The 17,712-nt window shown below is 58.7% G+C and carries 18 protein-coding genes and 1 pseudogene; 7 read left to right on the forward strand and 12 right to left on the reverse strand.

Features of this window, described 5'->3' with window-relative positions; translation table 11 throughout:
* Window positions 1-12: 12 nt before the first annotated feature.
* Together WM42_RS07005 and WM42_RS07010 are read right to left on the reverse strand one after the other, a co-directional pair.
* On the reverse strand, window positions 13-2,019 hold the full coding sequence (locus tag WM42_RS07005; RefSeq protein ID WP_062036531.1) for a DUF6049 family protein: 2,007 nt from the start codon (window positions 2,017-2,019) through the stop codon (window positions 13-15).
* A pseudogene (locus WM42_RS07010) lies at window positions 2,016-2,582 on the reverse strand (NUDIX hydrolase); the annotation flags it as partial. The pseudogene WM42_RS07010 and the gene WM42_RS07005, both read right to left, overlap by 4 nt.
* Window positions 2,583-2,628: 46 nt before the next feature.
* Between WM42_RS07010 and WM42_RS07015 the strand changes: the two are divergent.
* Genes WM42_RS07015 through WM42_RS07030 form a run of 4 tightly spaced genes read left to right on the forward strand, consistent with a single transcriptional unit; the run spans window position 2,629 to window position 5,686 of the window.
* Window positions 2,629-4,032: a CCA tRNA nucleotidyltransferase gene (locus WM42_RS07015; protein WP_062036533.1), complete on the forward strand. Its 1,404-nt coding sequence runs from the start codon at window positions 2,629-2,631 to the stop codon at window positions 4,030-4,032.
* A 3-nt stretch (window positions 4,033-4,035) separates the two neighbouring features.
* Window positions 4,036-4,632 carry a YqgE/AlgH family protein gene (locus WM42_RS07020; RefSeq protein ID WP_062036535.1) on the forward strand — a complete coding sequence of 199 codons (597 nt, stop codon included), beginning with the start codon at window positions 4,036-4,038 and terminating at the stop codon, window positions 4,630-4,632.
* A 17-nt stretch (window positions 4,633-4,649) separates the two neighbouring features.
* Window positions 4,650-5,354, forward strand: a complete 705-nt coding sequence (locus WM42_RS07025; RefSeq protein WP_062036537.1) for an AzlC family ABC transporter permease — start codon at window positions 4,650-4,652, stop codon at window positions 5,352-5,354.
* Window positions 5,354-5,686, forward strand: a complete 333-nt coding sequence (locus WM42_RS07030; RefSeq protein ID WP_062036539.1) for a branched-chain amino acid transporter permease — start codon at window positions 5,354-5,356, stop codon at window positions 5,684-5,686. Before WM42_RS07025 ends, WM42_RS07030 begins: the two co-directional genes overlap by 1 nt.
* Window positions 5,687-5,706: 20 nt before the next feature.
* Here the strand turns inward: WM42_RS07030 and WM42_RS07035 are convergent, their stop codons facing one another.
* Window positions 5,707-6,018: a hypothetical protein gene (locus WM42_RS07035; protein WP_061925465.1), complete on the reverse strand. Its 312-nt coding sequence runs from the start codon at window positions 6,016-6,018 to the stop codon at window positions 5,707-5,709.
* Complete coding sequence (locus WM42_RS07040; RefSeq protein WP_062036541.1) at window positions 6,015-6,974, reverse strand: bile acid:sodium symporter family protein; 960 nt, start codon at window positions 6,972-6,974, stop codon at window positions 6,015-6,017. The genes WM42_RS07035 and WM42_RS07040 overlap by 4 nt, the downstream gene beginning before the upstream one ends.
* A gap of 84 nt (window positions 6,975-7,058) precedes the next feature.
* On the opposite strand from WM42_RS07040, the gene WM42_RS07045 reads away from it, so the two are divergent.
* Window positions 7,059-7,421 (forward strand): oxidoreductase, encoded by a 363-nt coding sequence (locus tag WM42_RS07045; protein ID WP_062036543.1) that lies wholly within the window; start codon window positions 7,059-7,061, stop codon window positions 7,419-7,421.
* Window positions 7,422-7,507: 86 nt separating this feature from the next.
* Here the strand turns inward: WM42_RS07045 and WM42_RS07050 are convergent, their stop codons facing one another.
* On the reverse strand, window positions 7,508-7,879 hold the full coding sequence (locus WM42_RS07050; protein ID WP_062036545.1) for a Rieske (2Fe-2S) protein: 372 nt from the start codon (window positions 7,877-7,879) through the stop codon (window positions 7,508-7,510).
* A 236-nt stretch (window positions 7,880-8,115) separates the two neighbouring features.
* A complete protein-coding gene (locus tag WM42_RS07055; RefSeq protein WP_062036547.1) occupies window positions 8,116-8,571 on the reverse strand; it encodes an SdpI family protein in 456 nt (151 codons plus the stop codon).
* Window positions 8,572-8,738: 167 nt separating this feature from the next.
* On the opposite strand from WM42_RS07055, the gene WM42_RS07060 reads away from it, so the two are divergent.
* Entirely contained in the window at window positions 8,739-9,956 is a 1,218-nt protein-coding gene (locus WM42_RS07060) for a dicarboxylate/amino acid:cation symporter (protein WP_062036549.1), read from the forward strand.
* A gap of 118 nt (window positions 9,957-10,074) precedes the next feature.
* On the opposite strand, the gene trpA is transcribed toward WM42_RS07060, so the two are convergent.
* The 6 genes from trpA to WM42_RS07090 are packed head-to-tail and all read right to left on the reverse strand — an operon-like array spanning window position 10,075 to window position 16,719.
* The gene (gene trpA / locus WM42_RS07065; protein WP_062036551.1) at window positions 10,075-10,893 is read right to left on the reverse strand and encodes a tryptophan synthase subunit alpha; all 819 of its coding nucleotides are present in this window, start codon (window positions 10,891-10,893) and stop codon (window positions 10,075-10,077) included.
* On the reverse strand, window positions 10,893-12,107 hold the full coding sequence (gene trpB / locus WM42_RS07070) for a tryptophan synthase subunit beta (protein WP_062036553.1): 1,215 nt from the start codon (window positions 12,105-12,107) through the stop codon (window positions 10,893-10,895). The genes trpA and trpB overlap by 1 nt, the downstream gene beginning before the upstream one ends.
* A gap of 37 nt (window positions 12,108-12,144) precedes the next feature.
* Complete coding sequence (gene trpCF, locus WM42_RS07075) at window positions 12,145-13,521, reverse strand: bifunctional indole-3-glycerol-phosphate synthase TrpC/phosphoribosylanthranilate isomerase TrpF (protein WP_062036555.1); 1,377 nt, start codon at window positions 13,519-13,521, stop codon at window positions 12,145-12,147.
* Window positions 13,514-14,536 carry an anthranilate phosphoribosyltransferase gene (gene trpD / locus WM42_RS07080; RefSeq protein ID WP_062036557.1) on the reverse strand — a complete coding sequence of 341 codons (1,023 nt, stop codon included), beginning with the start codon at window positions 14,534-14,536 and terminating at the stop codon, window positions 13,514-13,516. Before trpD ends, trpCF begins: the two co-directional genes overlap by 8 nt.
* Window positions 14,537-15,187, reverse strand: coding sequence for an anthranilate synthase component II (locus WM42_RS07085; RefSeq protein WP_062036559.1), 651 nt, complete (start codon window positions 15,185-15,187; stop codon window positions 14,537-14,539).
* Window positions 15,184-16,719, reverse strand: a complete 1,536-nt coding sequence (locus WM42_RS07090; RefSeq protein ID WP_062036561.1) for an anthranilate synthase component 1 — start codon at window positions 16,717-16,719, stop codon at window positions 15,184-15,186. Before WM42_RS07090 ends, WM42_RS07085 begins: the two co-directional genes overlap by 4 nt.
* A 295-nt stretch (window positions 16,720-17,014) precedes the next feature.
* Here WM42_RS07090 and WM42_RS07095 point away from each other — a divergent pair, with 295 nt between their 5' ends.
* Entirely contained in the window at window positions 17,015-17,656 is a 642-nt protein-coding gene (locus tag WM42_RS07095) for a hypothetical protein (protein ID WP_062036563.1), read from the forward strand.
* Window positions 17,657-17,712 lie beyond the last annotated feature (56 nt).

Consider the following 17,712-nt stretch of genomic DNA (forward strand, 5'->3'; position numbering starts at 1 on the left):
AAAAGGAACTAACTATCTCTTTTTCGAACTTTTCTTTTCTCTACGGCCCAGCCGGAAGAGCAGGGTTAAAATGAGAGCAAGAGCGGCAATGGTGCCGACTCCGTACACGCTTACGATACCGGCACGAGTCTGAACAGCGATATTTATCGGCTCGGAGATGGTCTGCTGGTTAGGCGTGGCCAACCACAAGCTGATGTCTGTTCGGTCGACGTCCGGCATATCTGCGGTCATGGTTACCGTAATGGAACCCTTTGCTGGGATGCGCACGCGCGACGGAGTGTTGAGCGATGCGTCGTCGGACTCATAGATAAGCGAGGCGTCGACAGGCAGCGGCAGTCCATTTTCCGCCACGATGAGCAGCGGCGATGAATCCGAGACGCGGGTATAGACGTTGCCCGGTGGGATCAGCGACACCGAAGAACGCAGAGTGCGCAGCATCTCAGATTGCTTGGACAGGCGGTAATCAAAGTCCCGGGTCAGCGCCAACAGCAGGTCGCGGCGCAGCGGCAGCGTAAACCCATAGCGCGTCATTGCAATCGCCGGGTCGTTGACCATGATGTTGGTCAGCTCATCCGTATAACGCGCCTGCTGCTCCACGCGCACGATATCCGTGTCGCTGTAGGCATTTTCATCTTCATAAGGCGAGCCCAACGGGCGTTCAGTCTCCTCCAACGGCAGCTGCGTCACTGGGCGCGGCTGCACCTTGTCATGCTCGATGAGCCGCGCCGCGGTCTCGAGCACCTTCTGGCCTTTTTCCGGGCTCAGGTTATTGGGCAGCTTGGCCACCACATCTTCTTCAGTTGCCGCAATGCTTAGCGATGCCGCGCTGCTCAGCGCCTCAGCCAGCGCAGAGTTCTCTGCCTCATCGTGGCGCAGATACGGGTTACCGTAGCCCGCCTTCGGATCCAGAAGCGCTCCCAGCGAGGCGTCGAAAGTTGCAGCTTTACCAGACCAGCCGGTGTTATCGGCCACCAGAGCCGGGCGTGAAAACTCCTGGGTGACATACCCGGCGTCGGGAAGCAGCAGCGTCGACGTCGGCTTGCCCAGCAGATCATCGAAGTGGCGGTCGATCGCCTCATGAGTCAAGAACTGATTATTAATGTGGGCCACCGCATTGATATCGGTGTTGCCCCACGGCAGCGCCATTGTGCAATCGATCTGCTTGAGGCGCTCAATCCACGCCCTCGCATCCGCGGAACCGCTGCCCTTCTCGCCGCGCTCCTCGGATTCATCCCTAAACCAAGAGTCGCGCAGGCGTTTTGGACGCTCCGCAATTGAAGGACGCGTGGAATTGACCGTATAACCATCGGCCATGCGGTCCACCGTATCCACCAGCGCAGGATCCAAAGCCACGCAGCCCGCGCCCTTTAAATCATGATCCAGGTAGGAGTCCAGCAACTTATCCAGCCGGCCGCCCTCACGCAGCTCCCCGGCCAGACGATCATCGCTCAAGATGAGGGACTCTCCCCCGGTCTCACCAGGCACGATGTTTATGTCCGCGGTGATCGGGTAGATCAGCGTCAGGGCGTGACGATTTTCCACCTGCGCATTGAAATCAAAGATCATGCGCTCCTCGGCAAAGCTATTGGCCTGCCCATTCTGGGTACCCGTCAGCGTGAAAAGCAGCGGGTAATTGCCCGGCTCCGTCATTGCGAGCGTGGGCTCCTGCCCCAAAGAAAGCGGCGCTTTGATCGTCACTTCCTTGGTATCCCCTGGGGCAAGGCTGCCTGCGCTTGTCGACGCCCCGTAGTACGGGTAGGTGCCCGCCGCCAGCTCTTCCTGGGCCTGCGCAGTGGTCGAAATGGCATCGCTGCGCCGACTCGTAATCTGCAGATCCTCGATCTCTTCTTCCGTCGGATTATGGATCCGGAAGGTCGCGGACATGACGCCGTCTTCGGTTGACTCGGTGAGCATGTCGAAGTCGAGCGTGCCCGACGACGTGGTCTGCGTGGTCTGCGCCTGCGCAGGAATCGGGGCAGCCAATGCTCCCGCGAGGATCAGTGCTGCCAGCCGCTTCACCGTGGGGTCGCCTTTCCTGCGGCGGCTTCCTTTCGGGCCAGATCCGGCAGCAGATCGTGCGCGATGCGCGCCAGCTTGCGTTCATCGGCATAAGCCAGGTGCTCGATGAGCTCCGAGACCGGGATCCAGGAGACCTCGGTGACTTCTGGGTCCTCGTCGTTCAAGACGCCGTCGACGAAGCGCAGCAGGTGGTGATGCACCGTCTTGTGGATGCGCACGCCCTCAGAGACGAACCAGTAATCAATCATTCCAAGATCCGCGAAGACCTTGCCGTGAATACCCGTTTCTTCCCAGACCTCACGCTCAGCGGTGACGTTTTTGTCCTCACCGTTTTCCACGTGCCCTTTCGGCATGGACCACAGCAGGCGGCCGCGGCGGTCGAGGCGCCCGATGAGCGCTACATAGATACGGGACAGATCTACCTGGTCCCCATCGACGGCTTCGGCGAGTCCGGACACGACAAGTCCGCCTGCGGAAGTCTCGTCACGCGTGGTCATGTGCGTGGCGGAGCTGCGCTGGGGGCGTCTTTCCGGACGGCGGCGGCGACGCCGTCTGCCGGAACCTTGTTCGTGCTTAGTCATCCTGGTTAATCGTAGTAGACTCACATCCGTGAATTTTCAGGACACTCAGCTAAACGGCGTTGAAAAGACTCTAGCCTCGCTCAGTGGCCTCGCAGAGCAATTTCGTGCTCGCGGAAACCGGCTCTATCTAGTCGGCGGCTCTGTGCGTGACGCGTTGTTGTCGCGCCTCGGCCACGATCTTGACTTCACCACGGATGCGCGTCCCGAGGTGGTCCAGGAGATTTTGGAAGGCTGGGCCGAAAAGGTCTGGGATACCGGCATCGACTTCGGCACTGTATCGGCCGTCTATAAAGGCCAGCAGATCGAGATCACCACTTTCCGCTCCGATTCCTATGATGGGGATTCCCGTAACCCCGAGGTAGTCTTCGGCGACACCCTCGAAGGTGATCTGGTCCGCCGCGACTTCAAGGTCAACGCCATGGCCATCGAGCTTAAGGAAGATGGGTTTGAGTTCCACGACCCGATGGGTGGCCTAAGCGATCTGCAAAACAAGATCCTCGATACTCCTGATAAACCGGAGATCTCTTTCCACGATGACCCGCTGCGGATGCTGCGTGCTGCGCGCTTTGCCTCGCAGCTGGAATTCCAGGTGGCAGATCGCGTCAAGGCCGCGATGGAAGAAATGGCTGGCGAGATCCGCCGTATCACCGTCGAGCGCGTGCAGGTCGAGCTGGATAAGCTGATCCTGGGCAAGCGCCCGGAAACGGGCATTGACCTGCTCGTTGATACCGGAATCCTAGATCATGTTTTCCCCGAGATTCCGGCGTTGCGTATGGCGCCCGATGAGCATGCACAGCACAAGGACGTCTATGTCCACTCGCTGACCGTGCTGCGGCAGGCCATCGATCAGGAGGAAGAGCCGGACCTTATCCTGCGCTGGGCAGCCTTGCTTCACGACGTCGGCAAGCCCGATACCCGCGATACCACCAACGGCAAGGTGACCTTCCATCACCACGAGGTCGTCGGCGCGAAGCTGGTGCGCAAGCGCCTGCGCAAGTTGAAGTACCCCAAGGCCACCGTCGAGGCCATCGGCCAGCTGGTCTACCTGCACATGCGCTTCCATGGCTTTGGTGAAGGCCAATGGACCGACTCTGCCGTGCGCCGCTACGTCACCGACGCGGGCGATCTCCTTCCTCGACTGCACAAGATCGTGCGCGCCGATTGCACCACCCGCAACGAAAAGAAGGCTCGCCGCCTGCAGCGCACTTACGATCACTTGGAAGAACGCATCGCGGAGATCGCTAAGAAGGAAGATCTGGCCAAGGTGCGTCCGGATCTCGACGGCAACGAGATCATGGAGATCCTCGGCCTGCAGCCCGGGCCGGAGGTTGGCCAAGCTTGGTCTTATCTTAAGGAATTGCGCTTGGAGGAAGGCCCGCTGGGGCGCGAGGTTGCTATTGCAAAGCTGCGTCAGTGGTGGGAGTCTAGGTAAGTAATGTATGCCGATAGACTTTTCAACGCCCTAGAGCGCAACGAGCCCGCCCCCGGCCAGCTTTTGATCGCTGCACCGGGCATGCTTTCTCCTGAATTCGCTCGCTCGGTGATCTTGGTGATCGAGCACAACGACGTGATGACCTTCGGCGTCGATCTGACCAAGCGCTCCGAAGTGGCCGTGTTCAACGTGCTTCCTGAGTGGCTGCCCCTCGTGGCTAAGCCGCAGGCGCTCTACATCGGTGGCCCGATGAATCAGCAATCCGTCATAGCGCTTGGCATGACTAAGCAGGGCGTGCGCATCGAGCAGGAGCCACAGCTCAATAAGCTTGCCCCGCGCCTGGTGCACGTGGATCTGCGTGCTGAGCCCGAGGAGATCGCTGAGCTTGTCGCCGGCGCGCGTTTCTTCGCCGGCTATGCGGAGTGGGGCCCTGGCCAATTATCGGAAGAAATTGATCGCGGCGACTGGTACGTTGCTCCGGCGCTTGCGCAAGACGTGCTCACTCCCGGTGCCGCTGACCTGTGGGGCGATGTTATGAAGCGTCAGCCTATGCCGTTGCCTTTGTATTCCACATACCCAGCGAATATTAATGACAACTAATGATCTAGTATTTGCGCATGCGTGAGGAGATTCTTAAAGGTCTGAAAGATACTGCGCCGGTAGCCTTAGGACTCGTACCGCTTGGACTCGCGTTCGGAATCCTGATTGTGCAAACCGGCTACGACTGGTGGTGGGCGCCCATCTTTTCCACCGTTATTTATGCGGGTTCGATGGAGTTCCTCGCCATCAATATGGTTACGGCAGGCACCAGTGCAATTGCCTCGTTGGTCACTGGTTTCATGGTTAACTTCCGCCATATTTTCTACGGGCTTACATTCCCACGAGATAACATCCACGGCCGTCTGGGCCGCGCTTATGCCACTTATGCGCTAACCGACGAGGCCTATGCCATCGTTTCCTCCAAGCCTAAGGATGAGGAAGTTAGCGGCCCACGCATCCTTACTATTCAGGGTCTGATTCAGTCCTCCTGGGTGTGCAGCGGAATCGTCGGCGCTCTTGCTGGCCAGGTTATCCCCGCGGATATCAAGGGCCTCGAATTCGCCCTCGTGGCGCTCTTCGTTGTCCTGACCATGGATGCCTTCCAAAACAACAAGGATTACTCTCTGCCGCTTTCCGCAGCAGTGTGTGGCATTCTTTCCGCGGTGCTGTTTCCGGGGCAGGTTCTCATGGTCGCACTGGCAGCCTATTTCTTGCTGCTGTTGATGCGTCACTTCTCTCCACGTCTTGATACCGCAATGATTTTGCGAAGGGGTGAGCGTTAATGCCAGCTGGCGTAAGTCTGTCCATGGTAGCGGCGGTGTTGCTGCCAATCTGCGTTGTTACTCTGCTGTTGCGTGAGCTGCCCTTTTCCTTCATCAAGGCGCTGAAAGGCAGCCAGTTCATCGGCCTGCTCGGCATGACGATGCCGGTGGGCGTTATGACCGTCCTGGTGGTTTATACCGTCTATGGACAAAAAGAAGCGCCCGGCGGAATCCTCGCCGCCTTGATTGGTGTGGTGATTACTGCCGGGCTGCACTGGTGGCGAAAGAGCTCCGCTTTCTCGATCTTCGGCGGGACTGTCGCCTATGTGCTTTTAGTTAACTTCGTCTTCTAACGCTTCTACCTCGAAGCGTCTTATAGATCTCCGTAGAGCGCCAAAGCCTCGGTCCACAGTGCCGTGAAATCCTCTTCGGAGACATGCTCCGCGCTGATATTCGGGTAATTGTCGTAGGTGTTTGGATGCGGCACCGTGGATTGCGGGATGTCGGCGTTTCCCACCGATTTATTTGGGGTGGCGGCGCCTGCCACGGCGTCGTTTGGCGCGAGCGCAATCATGCGCAGCATGGTGCAGGTCTCGGCGTCTACTTCTTCCATTTCCGCTACGTGAATGGCGGAACCGACGCCCGGGACCTCCATGGTAGTGCGGATGTACATCAGGGTGCTCATGACTGCCCAGCATACCGGGCGGCCAGCCAGGAGCAGATCATTAGCTGAACCTGGTGGTAAATCATCAGCGGCAGGATTAAAAGCCCCAATGAGGTCCCACCCGCCGCGAAGATAACTGACGCCATGGGCAGCCCGGTGGCGAGAGACTTCTTGGAACCACAGAATTCGATGGCGATGACGTCCTCGCGCCCGAACCCGATGTGGGAGCTAATGATGCGCGTTAGCCACAGCATGAAGGCCACCATAGCGATGGAAAGCGCCACGAGGGACACCAGCTCCCAGATCTTGATTGAGCCCCAGATGCCGTCGACCACTCCCTTGGAGAAGGCGCCATAAACCACCATCGCGATCGAACCACGGTCGACGATCTTTGTGCCTTTGTTAGCGGCAAAGTCCTTTACCCAGCGACGCGTGAGTTGACCTAAAACGAAAGGTGCAAGCAGAAGCAGACTGATCTCCAGGAAGACTCCCCCGTCTACCGATATGCCATCTCCCGCGCCCATCAGCGCCATGACTAACAAAGGAGTTAGGACGACTCCGACTAGGTTTGAGGCCGAGGCAGACACGATGGCTCCCGCGACATTTCCTTTCGCCACCGAGGTAAAGGCCACCGAGGATTGCACTGTTGATGGCACCAGCGTTAGGAACAGGATTCCCAGATACATGTCCTGTGAAATGAATGCCGTAAGTGGGCGAAGTGCTAATCCCAGCAACGGATAGGCCACGAAAGTAAAAGCCAAGATCGTTAAATGTAAGCGCCAATTTTTCAGCCCTGCCAGTGCTTCCGCAGTAGAAAGACGAGCACCGTAGAGGAAGAACAGCAGCGCAATAGCGATGTTCGTTAACGAGTCGAAGACTGCGGCAAATTCTCCTCTGGCCGGGAAAATAATAGCGACTATTACCGCGGAGACGATGAGCAAGATGAGCGGATCTATCTTCTTGAGGCGCGAAGTCATGAGCAAATCTTATCGGTAGCATGTGAGCATGACTAAGCTATTTACTCCGCTGACCTTGCGCGGCGTCGAGTTTCCCAACCGCGTGTGGATGCCGCCGATTGGATCTTTGATCGTCCAGCTTGGAATGTCGAGGAGACCGTCAGCCTTGCCGTGCAGCTGCGTGAACGTGGGGTCGACCTGATTGACGTATCTACCGGCGGCAACGCGCATGCCGATATTCCGGTTGGACCTGAATATCAGGTGGACTATGCCACTAAGGTCCGTGAAGCGGGCCTGCCGGTTTCGGCGGTTGGCCTCATTACTGAGCCGCAGCACGCCGAAGAAATTCTTGCTGCCGATCGAGCCGATGTCATTGAGGTTGGCCGTGCCGCATTAAAGGACCCCCTATTGGCCGCGACGCGCTGCCGAAGAACTCGGTTCACCGTTGGAGGCGCTCCCCTCCTATAGCCGCGCTCGGTGATTGCGTCTTAGTGTTTCGGCGTTATTAAGCAAAAGAGCGAGTGTTTCACGTGAAACACTCGCTGTTTTTGGTGTTAAGCCGAGACGTTCTTAACCTTGTCGCCTTCGGTCTCAACGCCGTACTCGGTCAGTGGCTTACTGCCCGGACCATCAATGACGGAACCGTCTTCCAAGTTGTAAGAAGTGAAATGTGTGGTGCAGGTTGCCGTCATCTCCTCGATCTGGGTGATTAGGCTGCCCTGGTGTGGGCAAGTCTGCGAGTATGCTTTAAACTCACCCTTCTTGGGTTGCGCGAAGATGACCTTGTCTACGATGATGGCCGAGCCGACCGGAACCTCGGTGGCTGCGATTTCTGCGCTTGGTTCCTTACCGCATGCGGCAAGGTAGGCGCCCGCGAAGGTGGTTGCGGAGCCAAGAAGGAAGATGCGACGTGAACACTGAGTCATGTGTCTACCCTATCGCATTCTTTTGGACATTCGGTCAAGTTTCCTTTCGACGGGTGAGGCCAAGTCTTGGAGTAAACAAATTCTTTACACTCCCCATTTTCGGCTGACATAAGTTGCCAATGTTAAAGTCACCTATGACGATAAGTCTTTAGACTATCTGATTTGTTAATTAACATCACTGTGTCTTTATGAAACGCCATGAAAATAGCCCCCGCGGCGCGAGGGCTGAAGGCTTGCTAGGCGCGATCTGCTTGCTCGGCTGCCTTGCGGAGCGCGCCGAGATCTACCTCGGGTTCGGTGGAGCCGCATCCATCGTCGCCACAGTTGCAGCTGTCGCCGCAGCCCTCTTCTGCCTTGTGGGCTTCATCCCACAGGAAGGCTGCGCGGGAACCCATGTTGGATCCGATGGACAGTGCCAGGATGGAAATAACAAAAGTCAGGGCCGGGATGGTCCACATCCAGCCGCGTGCGGAGATCGCCACGACTCCGCCGAAGAGCAAAGAGACACCAGCCAGCATCCAGAATGGGCCAGCGATTGCATGAGCATTGTCCCAAGCTTCCTTAGTCTTGCGGATCTCTACCAGGCGGAGGCCCACGACACTATTACCGGGGAGCTTACGCGCGGTGGCGAGGCCGCCCACGATGAGGAATATGGCGGCGAGGGTAAAGAAGATGATGGCTATCGCGAGCATGTCCCCTAGTTTATCCCTGAATTTGCCAGAAGAAAATCCAGCTCTTCGTGGGTTCGCGGCGATTTTACGATGAGTGTGAAAAGCCGCTCGTTTGGTAACATTCTGCTCGTGTTGTGCCAAAGAAAACAGTCGTCACACGCACCACATAACAATGAAAAGAAAGCTAAATGAACCTCAAGAGTATTACTGGCTCTTTGCTCTTTAAGATCGTCGCCGCGATCATATTGGGCATTGCTGCCAGCTTCATTCTGCCGGAATGGGCCGCGCGCATCTTCGCCACGTTCAATGGGCTCTTCGGAAATTTCCTGGGCTTTTTCATCCCAGTTCTGATTTTCGCCCTCGTGGCGCCTGCGATTGCGGGGCTTGGTCGCGGCGCCGGCAAGTGGCTCGGAATGACGGTCGCACTCGCGTATGGCTCCACAATTCTCGCGGGCTTCATTGCCTATGGATTGTCAGTCGCGCTTTATCCAACGATGCTTGCGGGCCAGAACATCGATACCAACGTGTCCGATATTGAGGAAGGCGCGCTGCAGCCCTACTTCACCGTGGATATGCCGCCGCCATTTGAAGTAATGTCGGCGTTGCTTTTGTCCTTCTGTATCGGCGTCGCGATGACTGCGGTGAAATCCGACACTCTCTACGCGGTGACCAAAGAGCTGGAAGCCGTCGTAGTCAAGATCATCTGGGGATTCGTCGTTCCGCTTCTGCCGATCTACATCTTCGGCATGTTCTTGTCGCTGGGAATGAATGGCAATCTTGGCGACGTCCTCGTTGCCTTCTCGAAGGTGCTTATCCTCGCCGTCGTCATGACCATCGTGTACCTCCTCTTCCAGTACCTGGTCGCTGGTGCAATCGCGCGGAAGAATCCCTTCGTCGCGCTAAAGAATATGGCACCGGCCTATTTCACCGCGCTGGGTACCTCATCCTCGGCTGCCACGATTCCGGTCTCCCTAGAGTCCGCGCTCAAGAATGGCATCTCCCGTCCGGTGGCTGGTTTCGTCATTCCGCTCGGTGCAACCATCCACATCTCGGGCTCGATGATCAAGCTGACCCTGTACGCTTTCGCCATCGTCACGATGACGGGCATGGATGTTTCCTTTGGCGAGGCGGCAGGGTTCATCTTTCTTCTGGCCATCATGATGGTTGCTGCGCCTGGCGTCCCAGGCGGTGCGGTGATGGTTGCGGTGGGTCTTCTGCAGGCAAACATGGGCTTCGATGATTCCCTCGTGGCGCTTATGATTGCGGCATACATTGCCATCGACTCTGTCGGAACCGCAGCGAATGTCACGGGCGACGGTGCAATCGCGATGATTGTGGATCGCTTCGCGCGCGGCGAAATTGAGGGCCTTGACGAGCAATCCGCTTCCCCAGCCGAACAACAGTAAGAGTTGGTTTTATAGGCGCTTAATCCAAAACTAGGGCCCGAGGATAGTTCAGGTGAGAACTTTCCCTCGGGTCCTTTTCGTTTTGCTTACGTTCTAAGAACCTAGCTACGTTGCGCTGTTACCGCTTGGTTGCGGCCTTCATGGATGCGACGAAGTCGGTGATGTCTTGCTTAAGGGCATCGATATCAATGTCGGTTTCACGTGAAACGTGCTTCTCAATGATCTTGGTGATTGCGGAGCCGGTGATAGCGCCCGCTGCGCCGGCGGCGATGGCGTCGGCAACATGTTCTGGGGTGGAGATGCCGAAGCCGAGGAGAACCGGAGCGCCTTCGAAGCGTTTGACGTTGGCGACCACTTCGTCGAGGCCGCGGGTCTCTGAGGCTTTCTCCGTACCAGTCACGCCATCGCGGGAGATGGCATAGATGTAACCCTTGGAGTACTTAGCCACGCCTGCCAAGGTCTTCTCGCTCGCCTGTGCCGGTGCGATGAAGATTGGGTCGACGCCAGCCTTTTCCGCGGCCGCGACGAATGGGGCGCCTTCGCGCACCGGGACGTCGGGAAGCAGGATGCTATCTGCACCCGCATCGTGGAACTCCTGATAGAAGTTCTCGATGCCGCGGGTGAATGGGACGTTGCCGTAGATCAGCATGCCGATGGGAAGCTCCGGAAACTCGGAGCGAATCTGCTTGATCTGCTCAATTGCGGCATCGACGGTCGCGCCGTTGGCTAGCGCGCGGATGTGCGAGGCCTGAATCGTCGGGCCATCGGCAACTGGGTCGGAGAAAGGAACGCCCAACTCGAGGGCGTCGGCACCGCCGGCGACGGCCGCGCGGACGATCTCCAGAGCTACTTCCAGAGAGGGATCGCTCAGCATGATGAAAGGAACGAATGCTCCCTCGTCCTTGAGGGCGGCAAACAGGGTGTCGTAGTGGCTCATTAGTTTTCCTCCTTGAGGCGCAGCTGTGGGTTCTGCTCGAGGGTGTGACGGACATGGTCGATGTCTTTATCGCCGCGGCCAGAAAGGGATACGAGGATGGTGATGTCTTCTTCTTTACGCTTCAACGCGTAGGCCAGAGCGTGGGAAGATTCGAGGGCCGGGATGATGCCCTCTTTCTTGCTCAGTAGCTGAAAGGCTTCGAGTGCCTCGGCATCGGTGATGCCGACGTACTTAGCGCGGCCGGTCTTAGACAGGTGTGCGTGCTGTGGGCCGACGCCCGGGTAATCCAGGCCGGCGGATATGGAGTAAGACTCCTCTACTTGGCCGTCAGCATTGCGCATCAGATAGGAGCGCGCACCGTGGAGGATGCCTACCGTTCCGTTGTTGATGGTGGCGCCGTGCTTACCGGAGTCGAGGCCCTCGCCTCCTGGCTCAGCGCCAACTAGCTCGACTCCCTCGTCTTCGATGAAATCGGCAAACATGCCGATGGCATTGGAGCCGCCGCCGACACAGGCGACGACGAGGTCTGGCAGCGCGCCAGTCTGTTCGATCATCTGTGCCTTGGCCTCTTCAGAGATGACCTTGTGGAACTCGCGCACGATGGTTGGGAATGGGTGCGGGCCGGCGGCAGTACCGAGGAGATAGTGGGACTCGTGGAAGGTTGCGGTCCAATCACGCAGTGCTTCGTTAACGGCGTCCTTGAGGGTGCCGGAACCGGTGTCGACTGGGACGACTTTGGCGCCCATGAGTTCCATGCGGTAGACGTTGGGCTGCTGGCGCTCGACATCCTTGGCTCCCATGTAGACCACGCACTCAAGGTCGAGCAGCGCGCAAGCCAGTGCGGTGGCGGTGCCATGCTGGCCGGCGCCGGTCTCTGCGATGATGCGGGTCTTGCCCATGCGCTTGGCCAGCAGAGCTTGGCCGATTACTTGGTTCGTCTTGTGTGCACCACCGTGCACCAAGTCCTCACGTTTGAGGAAGATGCGGGCCTTGCCGCCTAGCTTGGTTGCCTCAGTCAGCGGAGTCGGGCGGCCGAGGTAATCCTTCAGGTAGCCGGCGAGATCCTCACGGAAGGAGGGATCGTTCTGGGCATCTACGAAGGCTTGCTCAAGCTGATCGAGAGCTGGGATGAGGGATTCTGGCACGAATTGCCCGCCGAATTCACCGAAGTAGGCTGGGAGCAAGGTTTCCCTGGTTTCTTGTGTTTCAGTCATGTTCTTTCCTGTGTTGGGGTGTTGTGAAGAAGTCAATTTAAGGATTTGTGTAGTTGCGGATGGTTTGGAAGGCGCGGGCGATAAGGCCAGAGTCCTTGCCGCGGGAGGTCTCCAATCCGGAGTTGAGGTCGAGGCCGGCGGTGCCGACGGCGAGCGCTTCTTTCAGATTTTCGAGGTTGAGTCCCCCAGCGAGGAGGGCCGGGACATCACGTGGAACCGTGGACCAATCGAAGGTCTGCCCCGTGCCGCCGCGGCCGGTGTCGAGGATGAGGAGATCCGCGTCTTCGGCAAGCGCCCGTGCCAAGTCCGGGGCATCCGGCGCCGTCATGTCGATGGCACGCCAGACAAAGTTCGAATGCTTGCGGGCCTCCGCGATGAGAGCGCGCTCGGCCTCGACGCTCCCCTGATATGGGGCATGCAACTGGATTGCCTGGATGCCGTCGAATGCAATCTTCGCGAAGTTGGACGTGCGGCGAGAGACGGCGATGTAACGCAGCCCCGGCTCGTGGCTGATGATCTGTTCCGCAGTTTCACGTGAAACATTGCGCGGAGAGTCCTCCTCGAAGATGAGTCCACCGTAGATGGCACCGGCCGCGCGGGCTGCCTGTGCCGCGGAAGGAGTACTGAGTCCGCAGACCTTGTTGTCGCCGTAGACGAGGCGGCGCGCGGCTAGGTCAATGTCCGGCTGGCTCGTCAGTTGAGAGCCGACGAGGAAAGCGTTGGCGTGGCCGCCGATGCGGCGCACCGTCTGGTTATCGCGGATGCCTGACTCGGAGACAATGATCTTGCCTTGCGGAACATATTCCGCGAGCTTTTCCGAACGCGTCAGGTCGATGCTCAGATCGTGGAGGTTCCGATTATTGATGCCGATGATGTCGACGCCGAAGGCGACGGCGCGGTCGACCTCCTCCTTGGTAATCGCCTCCGTCAGTACGTCCAGTCCTAAGGAATCGGCGAGCGTCTTCAGCTCCGCGTAGGTCTCGTCGTCGACGATGGACATCATTAACAAGATGGCGTCGGCGCCGTAGTAGCGTGCGGCATAAACTTGAATCGGGTCGACGATGAAGTCCTTGCACAGCACCGGCAGATGTGTGGACATCGCGACGGTCTGCAGATGATCATAATCGCCGCCGAACTTATCGGGCTCGCACAGTACCGAAATTGCCGAGGCATAGCGGGAGTAGATGCGCGCGATGGCACCCGGCTCGTAGTGCTCGCGAATAAGGCCGAGTGAAGGCGAAGAAGACTTGCACTCCATGATGAAACGATTGGTGCCATTCAGGGCGTCGTAAAGCGAATGCTCCGACTTCGGCAGGTTCGCCAGATCCACGTGGGCGATGCGCTCACGGATCTCCGCGAGGTGGGTGCGACGCCCCGCGACGATCCCCTCCAGCACCGTTGGCAGCTTAGGCATAGTTCGCCTCCTCGTGGGTGCGCAACCAATCGGCCACCTGGCCGGAGTCGATGATTTCCTTCGCGTGGGCGACGCCCTCGGCGATGGTTGCGGTTTTGCCGTAGAGATAGAACATCGCACCCGCCGCGGCGACGATGGCATCGCGGTGTGCGGGCTTGCCCTCCCCCGCGAAGACGTCGCGAAGCAGCTGCGCATTCTCCGCGCCGTCACCGCCGACGAGGTCCGCGAGCTCGTGGCGTTCAATGCCGAGGCTTTCTGGCGTGACGTCATATTCGGTGATCTCGCCATCCTTTAGCTCCCACACGTGGGTGGTGCCGTGGACAGCAATCTCATCGGTGCCCGCACCGTGGACCACTAACGCGCGAGTGCGGCCTAGCTCCTTGAAGACTTCCGCGATGAGGCGTCCCTGCGCGGGTTTGGCGATGCCCATGATCTGAAACTCCGGGCGACCCGGGGAAAGCAGTGGACCGAGGGTGTTGAAGATGGTGGAGATGCCGAGTGTTTTGCGCACCGGCTGCACGTGTGCCACCGCCGGGTTATAGGCCGGGGCGAAGAGTAAGGTGAAGTTGGACTCCTCAAATTGGCGCACGGCGCGCTCTGGATTGAGGTCTAGCGGAATGTTCAGTGCCTCAAGGACGTCGGCCGAGCCCGACTTGGAAGAAACCGAGCGGTTGCCGTGTTTAATCATCTTCACCCCATCGGAGGCTGCGACTAGCGACGCCGCGGTGGTGATGTTGATGGTATTCGCACCGTCACCACCAGTGCCCGCGGTGTCCATCAGGCCCTCGCCGGTGATCGGGAAAGGACGGCCGGCCTTCAGGAAGGCATGGGCGGCACCGGCGACGTCGGCAAGCGTCTCGCCCCTGGTGCGGATGTGGATGAGCAAAGCGGCGATGTGAATGTCGTCGTACTCGCCGACGGTCAGCGAAGTAAAGACCTTCCCGGCCTGTTCGAGGGTGGGTTCGGCGGTGTTCAAGTACTCCTGGAGGAGCTTCAGTGCGTTCTCGTCTTCCATTTAGTTGGCCTTTCCAAATATGTACTTCGCGGACAAATACTCGATGCAGCGTTCCAGCATGATGGGCCCGGTGGGACTAAGTACGGACTCTGGGTGGAATTGGACCCCAAAGGCCATCTGGTCCTCGGTCTCGGCCGCCATGACGACGTCTCCGATGGCGGTCTCGGTGGTAGCCAGCGCCCGCATTTCTGTAGGGATTTTCTTGCAGCCCAGGGAGTGATAGCGCGCCACTGGGACTTGGGTGCCGACGTAATCCGGATTGTCCGGCTCGGAGTCGACGGCGAGCCCGGTGAAGATGGGATGTTTCGCGCCAGCTTTAGTGAGGGTCATCCGGACCGACTTGCCGTGAACCGGGCCGCAGGGCTCGACGGTGCCGCCGTGGTGATCCAGCAGCGCTTGGAAGCCGAGGCAGATGCCAAACAACGGGATCTTCCCCAGCACGCTATCGATGAGTTCCGCCATGCAGCCGGCCTCGCGCGGGTGGCCCGGGCCTGGGGAGAGACAGACGATGTCGGGTTCCGCAGCCAGGATTTCTTCAACCGAGACGGTATTGCGGAAGATGGTCGTGCGGTAGCCGGCGAGTGCGTCGACCAAGTTGTAGACGAAGGAATCGTGGTTATCGATGAGCACCACGTGCGGGGAATGAGTCACCGGACAACCTCCAGTTTTGCGTTATGAGCGAGTGCGATGGCGTGCAGCACGGCATAGGCCTTGTGCAAGGTTTCATCGGCTTCGGCCTGCGGCACGGAATCGCGGACAACGCCGGCGCCAGCCTGAACCACCGCTACCCCGCCTTTCACGTAGGCGGAGCGGATGACGATGCAGTTATCCATGGAGCCATCGCCCTTCAGGTATCCCACTGCCCCGCCGTAGGAACCGCGGCGCGTTTTCTCGGTTTCGCGGATGAGTTCCATCGCGCGAAGCTTCGGGGCGCCGGTGAGAGTGCCCATGTTCATGCATGCGCGATAGGCGTCGAGGGCGTCGTAGTCCTCGTGGAGGGTGGCGGTTACACGTGAAACCAAGTGCATCACGCGGGAGTAGCGATCCACCTGGAGGAGCTCGGCGACCTTGCGGGTCTGTGGGACGGCCACGCGCGCGAGATCGTTGCGGGCCAGATCCACGAGCATCGTGTGCTCGGCAACTTCCTTGTTATCCGTGCGCATTTCGAGCTCATTGCGGATGTCGAGTTCGTGGTTGATGCTGCCATCCTTGTTGAGCCCGCGCGGCCGAGTGCCGGCGATGGGATAAAGCTGAACCTCACGGCTGGCGGCGTCGAACTTTAGGTTGGATTCTGGTGAGGCGCCGAAAAGTTCGTAGTCCGCGCCGCGCACGTAGAACATATATGGCGAAGGGTTCGTCTCGCGCAGTTGGCGGTAGGCGGCGAAGGCGTCGGGGCAATCGAGGGAAAATGCGCGGGATGGCACCACTTGGTAGATGTCCCCCGCAGTCACGTTATTTTGTAACTGTGACACAATTGCGCGGAACTTGGAGTTGGGCATCGAAGCTTCCGCAACGAGGCGATCTCGGTCCGGCGCGGGTTCTATCGCTTGCGGCTCGATGGATGCGAGCTCTGCCAAGCTTGCCGACGCCGCGTCCTCACTCAGATCGACCGCATGCAACGCGGCGGTCTCTGCGGCGTGGTCGATGGTGAGGAGAGTCTGTGCGACGACGAACTCATAATCCGGATAATCGTTCGGCCCCTCCCCTACGGCCGGGAGCTTCTCGAAGGTCTCGAGATAGTCATAAGCAAAGCCGCCTCCGACGAATGGAAGGGCGCCATCCGGCGTGGAGTATCCGGCATCTAATTGAAGGGCACGAAGTACGGCGGCGGTCGAAACGTCGCGGAGGCGCTCGCGCTCGTCGCTCTTCGCGGAAAGGCTAAAGGCGAACGCCTCGCCATCGAAGTACTCGCCAAGCTGATCCTTGAGGCGCTCCATCATTGCCTCGCCCACTTTAGTTAGTGGCGTGGCTGTGACACGCTGTCCCCGGCAGGTAACTTTCAGTGCGGCCTGGAGAATTGCGATGCAATTGAGGTTCTTTTTCGACTCGATGTCGGCGGCTTCAAGGAGGAGGCTATCCTTCGGCTGCGCGAGCCGTTGGAAAAGCAGGGATGCATCCTGCTCATAAGGTATCGCTCGGGAGGCGGTATGGAAGACCGTTCCGGAGGTAGGGGTTGGTGGCATTCGTGGTGGCCTTTCGCGGCTAAATGTTGTCTGTAGCTTTTAAAGTTTTGAAGCTTTAGATTCGCGCCGCGTGCGCCGTGGTGGTTATAAAACCACGAAAGGCCCGCATAGCGCGAGCCTAAATCTTCTGGGTTCGAGTGAACCGGCCCGCAGTTACGCGAGCCACCACCAGTTCTGGGATTTATTGGTCAGAAGTTGCATGAGACACACCTTAGCATGAGTGTGTGCTACGTGTGTGGTTTCGAGCACATTTTATGCACGAACAAAATGAATGCTCCGATGTACGGTTGCGACCATGGGCACACTTGAATCCAAACTCGCACCACTTCAGGAACAGTACTCGGAACAACTAGCCAAGCGCCGTGAGGAAGCGGCCGAGACCTTCAAGCGTTTCATGGAAGTTCACGGCGACGATGAGAAGCTGAAGAAGCACAAGACATGGCAAGCGCCATATGTCGACGCCTTCGCCCATGAGGTCGCTCCGAAGCTCAGTGTCGATGAGGTTGAGCTCGTGCTCGGCCAATCGCTGGTGGAATACCACGGCAGCGATTGGCTCGTGGTTGGAGAGGACGATGGCGAGCCAGTCCTCGCTATCTTCGATCCGGGCCGCCGTAGCGCTGCCGTTCCCCGCAACTACGCCCGCGAAATCGTGGAAGGAAATTGTCCCAAGTTCTTCGGCCTCGACTGGGTCCAGGTCTGGGACTTTGAGCCGGATGCTCCGGAATATGCTCCGGGCAAGCCCATAGCGGTGATGGAACAAATCGTATTGAGTGCCGCTTTCTATCGCGCGTTGAAGCACCCAGAAGAATCTTCTAGCGAGGTCTTGGATAAGGTCCTTCCAGAATTTGAAGCTGCCGATCTCCGCGAGAAGGGAGCGGAGCTGAACCGCCAGCCGCTCGCGGAGCGTCTGGAAGCGCTCCTGGCTAAGCACTCCTAGGCGCTGCTAACGCTTAACGCCCCGCGTAGTGTTTCACGTGAAACACTACGCGGGGC

This window comes from Corynebacterium simulans (assembly GCF_001586215.1).
Lineage (GTDB): Bacteria > Actinomycetota > Actinomycetes > Mycobacteriales > Mycobacteriaceae > Corynebacterium > Corynebacterium simulans.

What these genes read in the sequence shown, in the direction of transcription:
- WM42_RS07095 (WP_062036563.1), top strand. Translation starts at nt 17,015, where the DNA reads ATGGGCACACTTGAATCCAAACTCGCACCACTTCAGGAACAGTACTCG.
- WM42_RS07050 (WP_062036545.1), bottom strand. Translation starts at nt 7,879, where the DNA reads ATGACTCAGTGTTCACGTCGCATCTTCCTTCTTGGCTCCGCAACCACC.
- WM42_RS07060 (WP_062036549.1), top strand. Translation starts at nt 8,739, where the DNA reads ATGAACCTCAAGAGTATTACTGGCTCTTTGCTCTTTAAGATCGTCGCC.
- WM42_RS07040 (WP_062036541.1), bottom strand. Translation starts at nt 6,974, where the DNA reads ATGACTTCGCGCCTCAAGAAGATAGATCCGCTCATCTTGCTCATCGTC.
- WM42_RS07020 (WP_062036535.1), top strand. Translation starts at nt 4,036, where the DNA reads ATGTATGCCGATAGACTTTTCAACGCCCTAGAGCGCAACGAGCCCGCC.
- WM42_RS07030 (WP_062036539.1), top strand. Translation starts at nt 5,354, where the DNA reads ATGCCAGCTGGCGTAAGTCTGTCCATGGTAGCGGCGGTGTTGCTGCCA.
- trpB (WP_062036553.1), bottom strand. Translation starts at nt 12,107, where the DNA reads ATGACTGAAACACAAGAAACCAGGGAAACCTTGCTCCCAGCCTACTTC.
- WM42_RS07025 (WP_062036537.1), top strand. Translation starts at nt 4,650, where the DNA reads ATGCGTGAGGAGATTCTTAAAGGTCTGAAAGATACTGCGCCGGTAGCC.
- trpD (WP_062036557.1), bottom strand. Translation starts at nt 14,536, where the DNA reads ATGGAAGACGAGAACGCACTGAAGCTCCTCCAGGAGTACTTGAACACC.
- trpA (WP_062036551.1), bottom strand. Translation starts at nt 10,893, where the DNA reads ATGAGCCACTACGACACCCTGTTTGCCGCCCTCAAGGACGAGGGAGCA.
- WM42_RS07035 (WP_061925465.1), bottom strand. Translation starts at nt 6,018, where the DNA reads ATGAGCACCCTGATGTACATCCGCACTACCATGGAGGTCCCGGGCGTC.
- WM42_RS07055 (WP_062036547.1), bottom strand. Translation starts at nt 8,571, where the DNA reads ATGCTCGCGATAGCCATCATCTTCTTTACCCTCGCCGCCATATTCCTC.
- trpCF (WP_062036555.1), bottom strand. Translation starts at nt 13,521, where the DNA reads ATGCCTAAGCTGCCAACGGTGCTGGAGGGGATCGTCGCGGGGCGTCGC.
- WM42_RS07090 (WP_062036561.1), bottom strand. Translation starts at nt 16,719, where the DNA reads ATGCCACCAACCCCTACCTCCGGAACGGTCTTCCATACCGCCTCCCGA.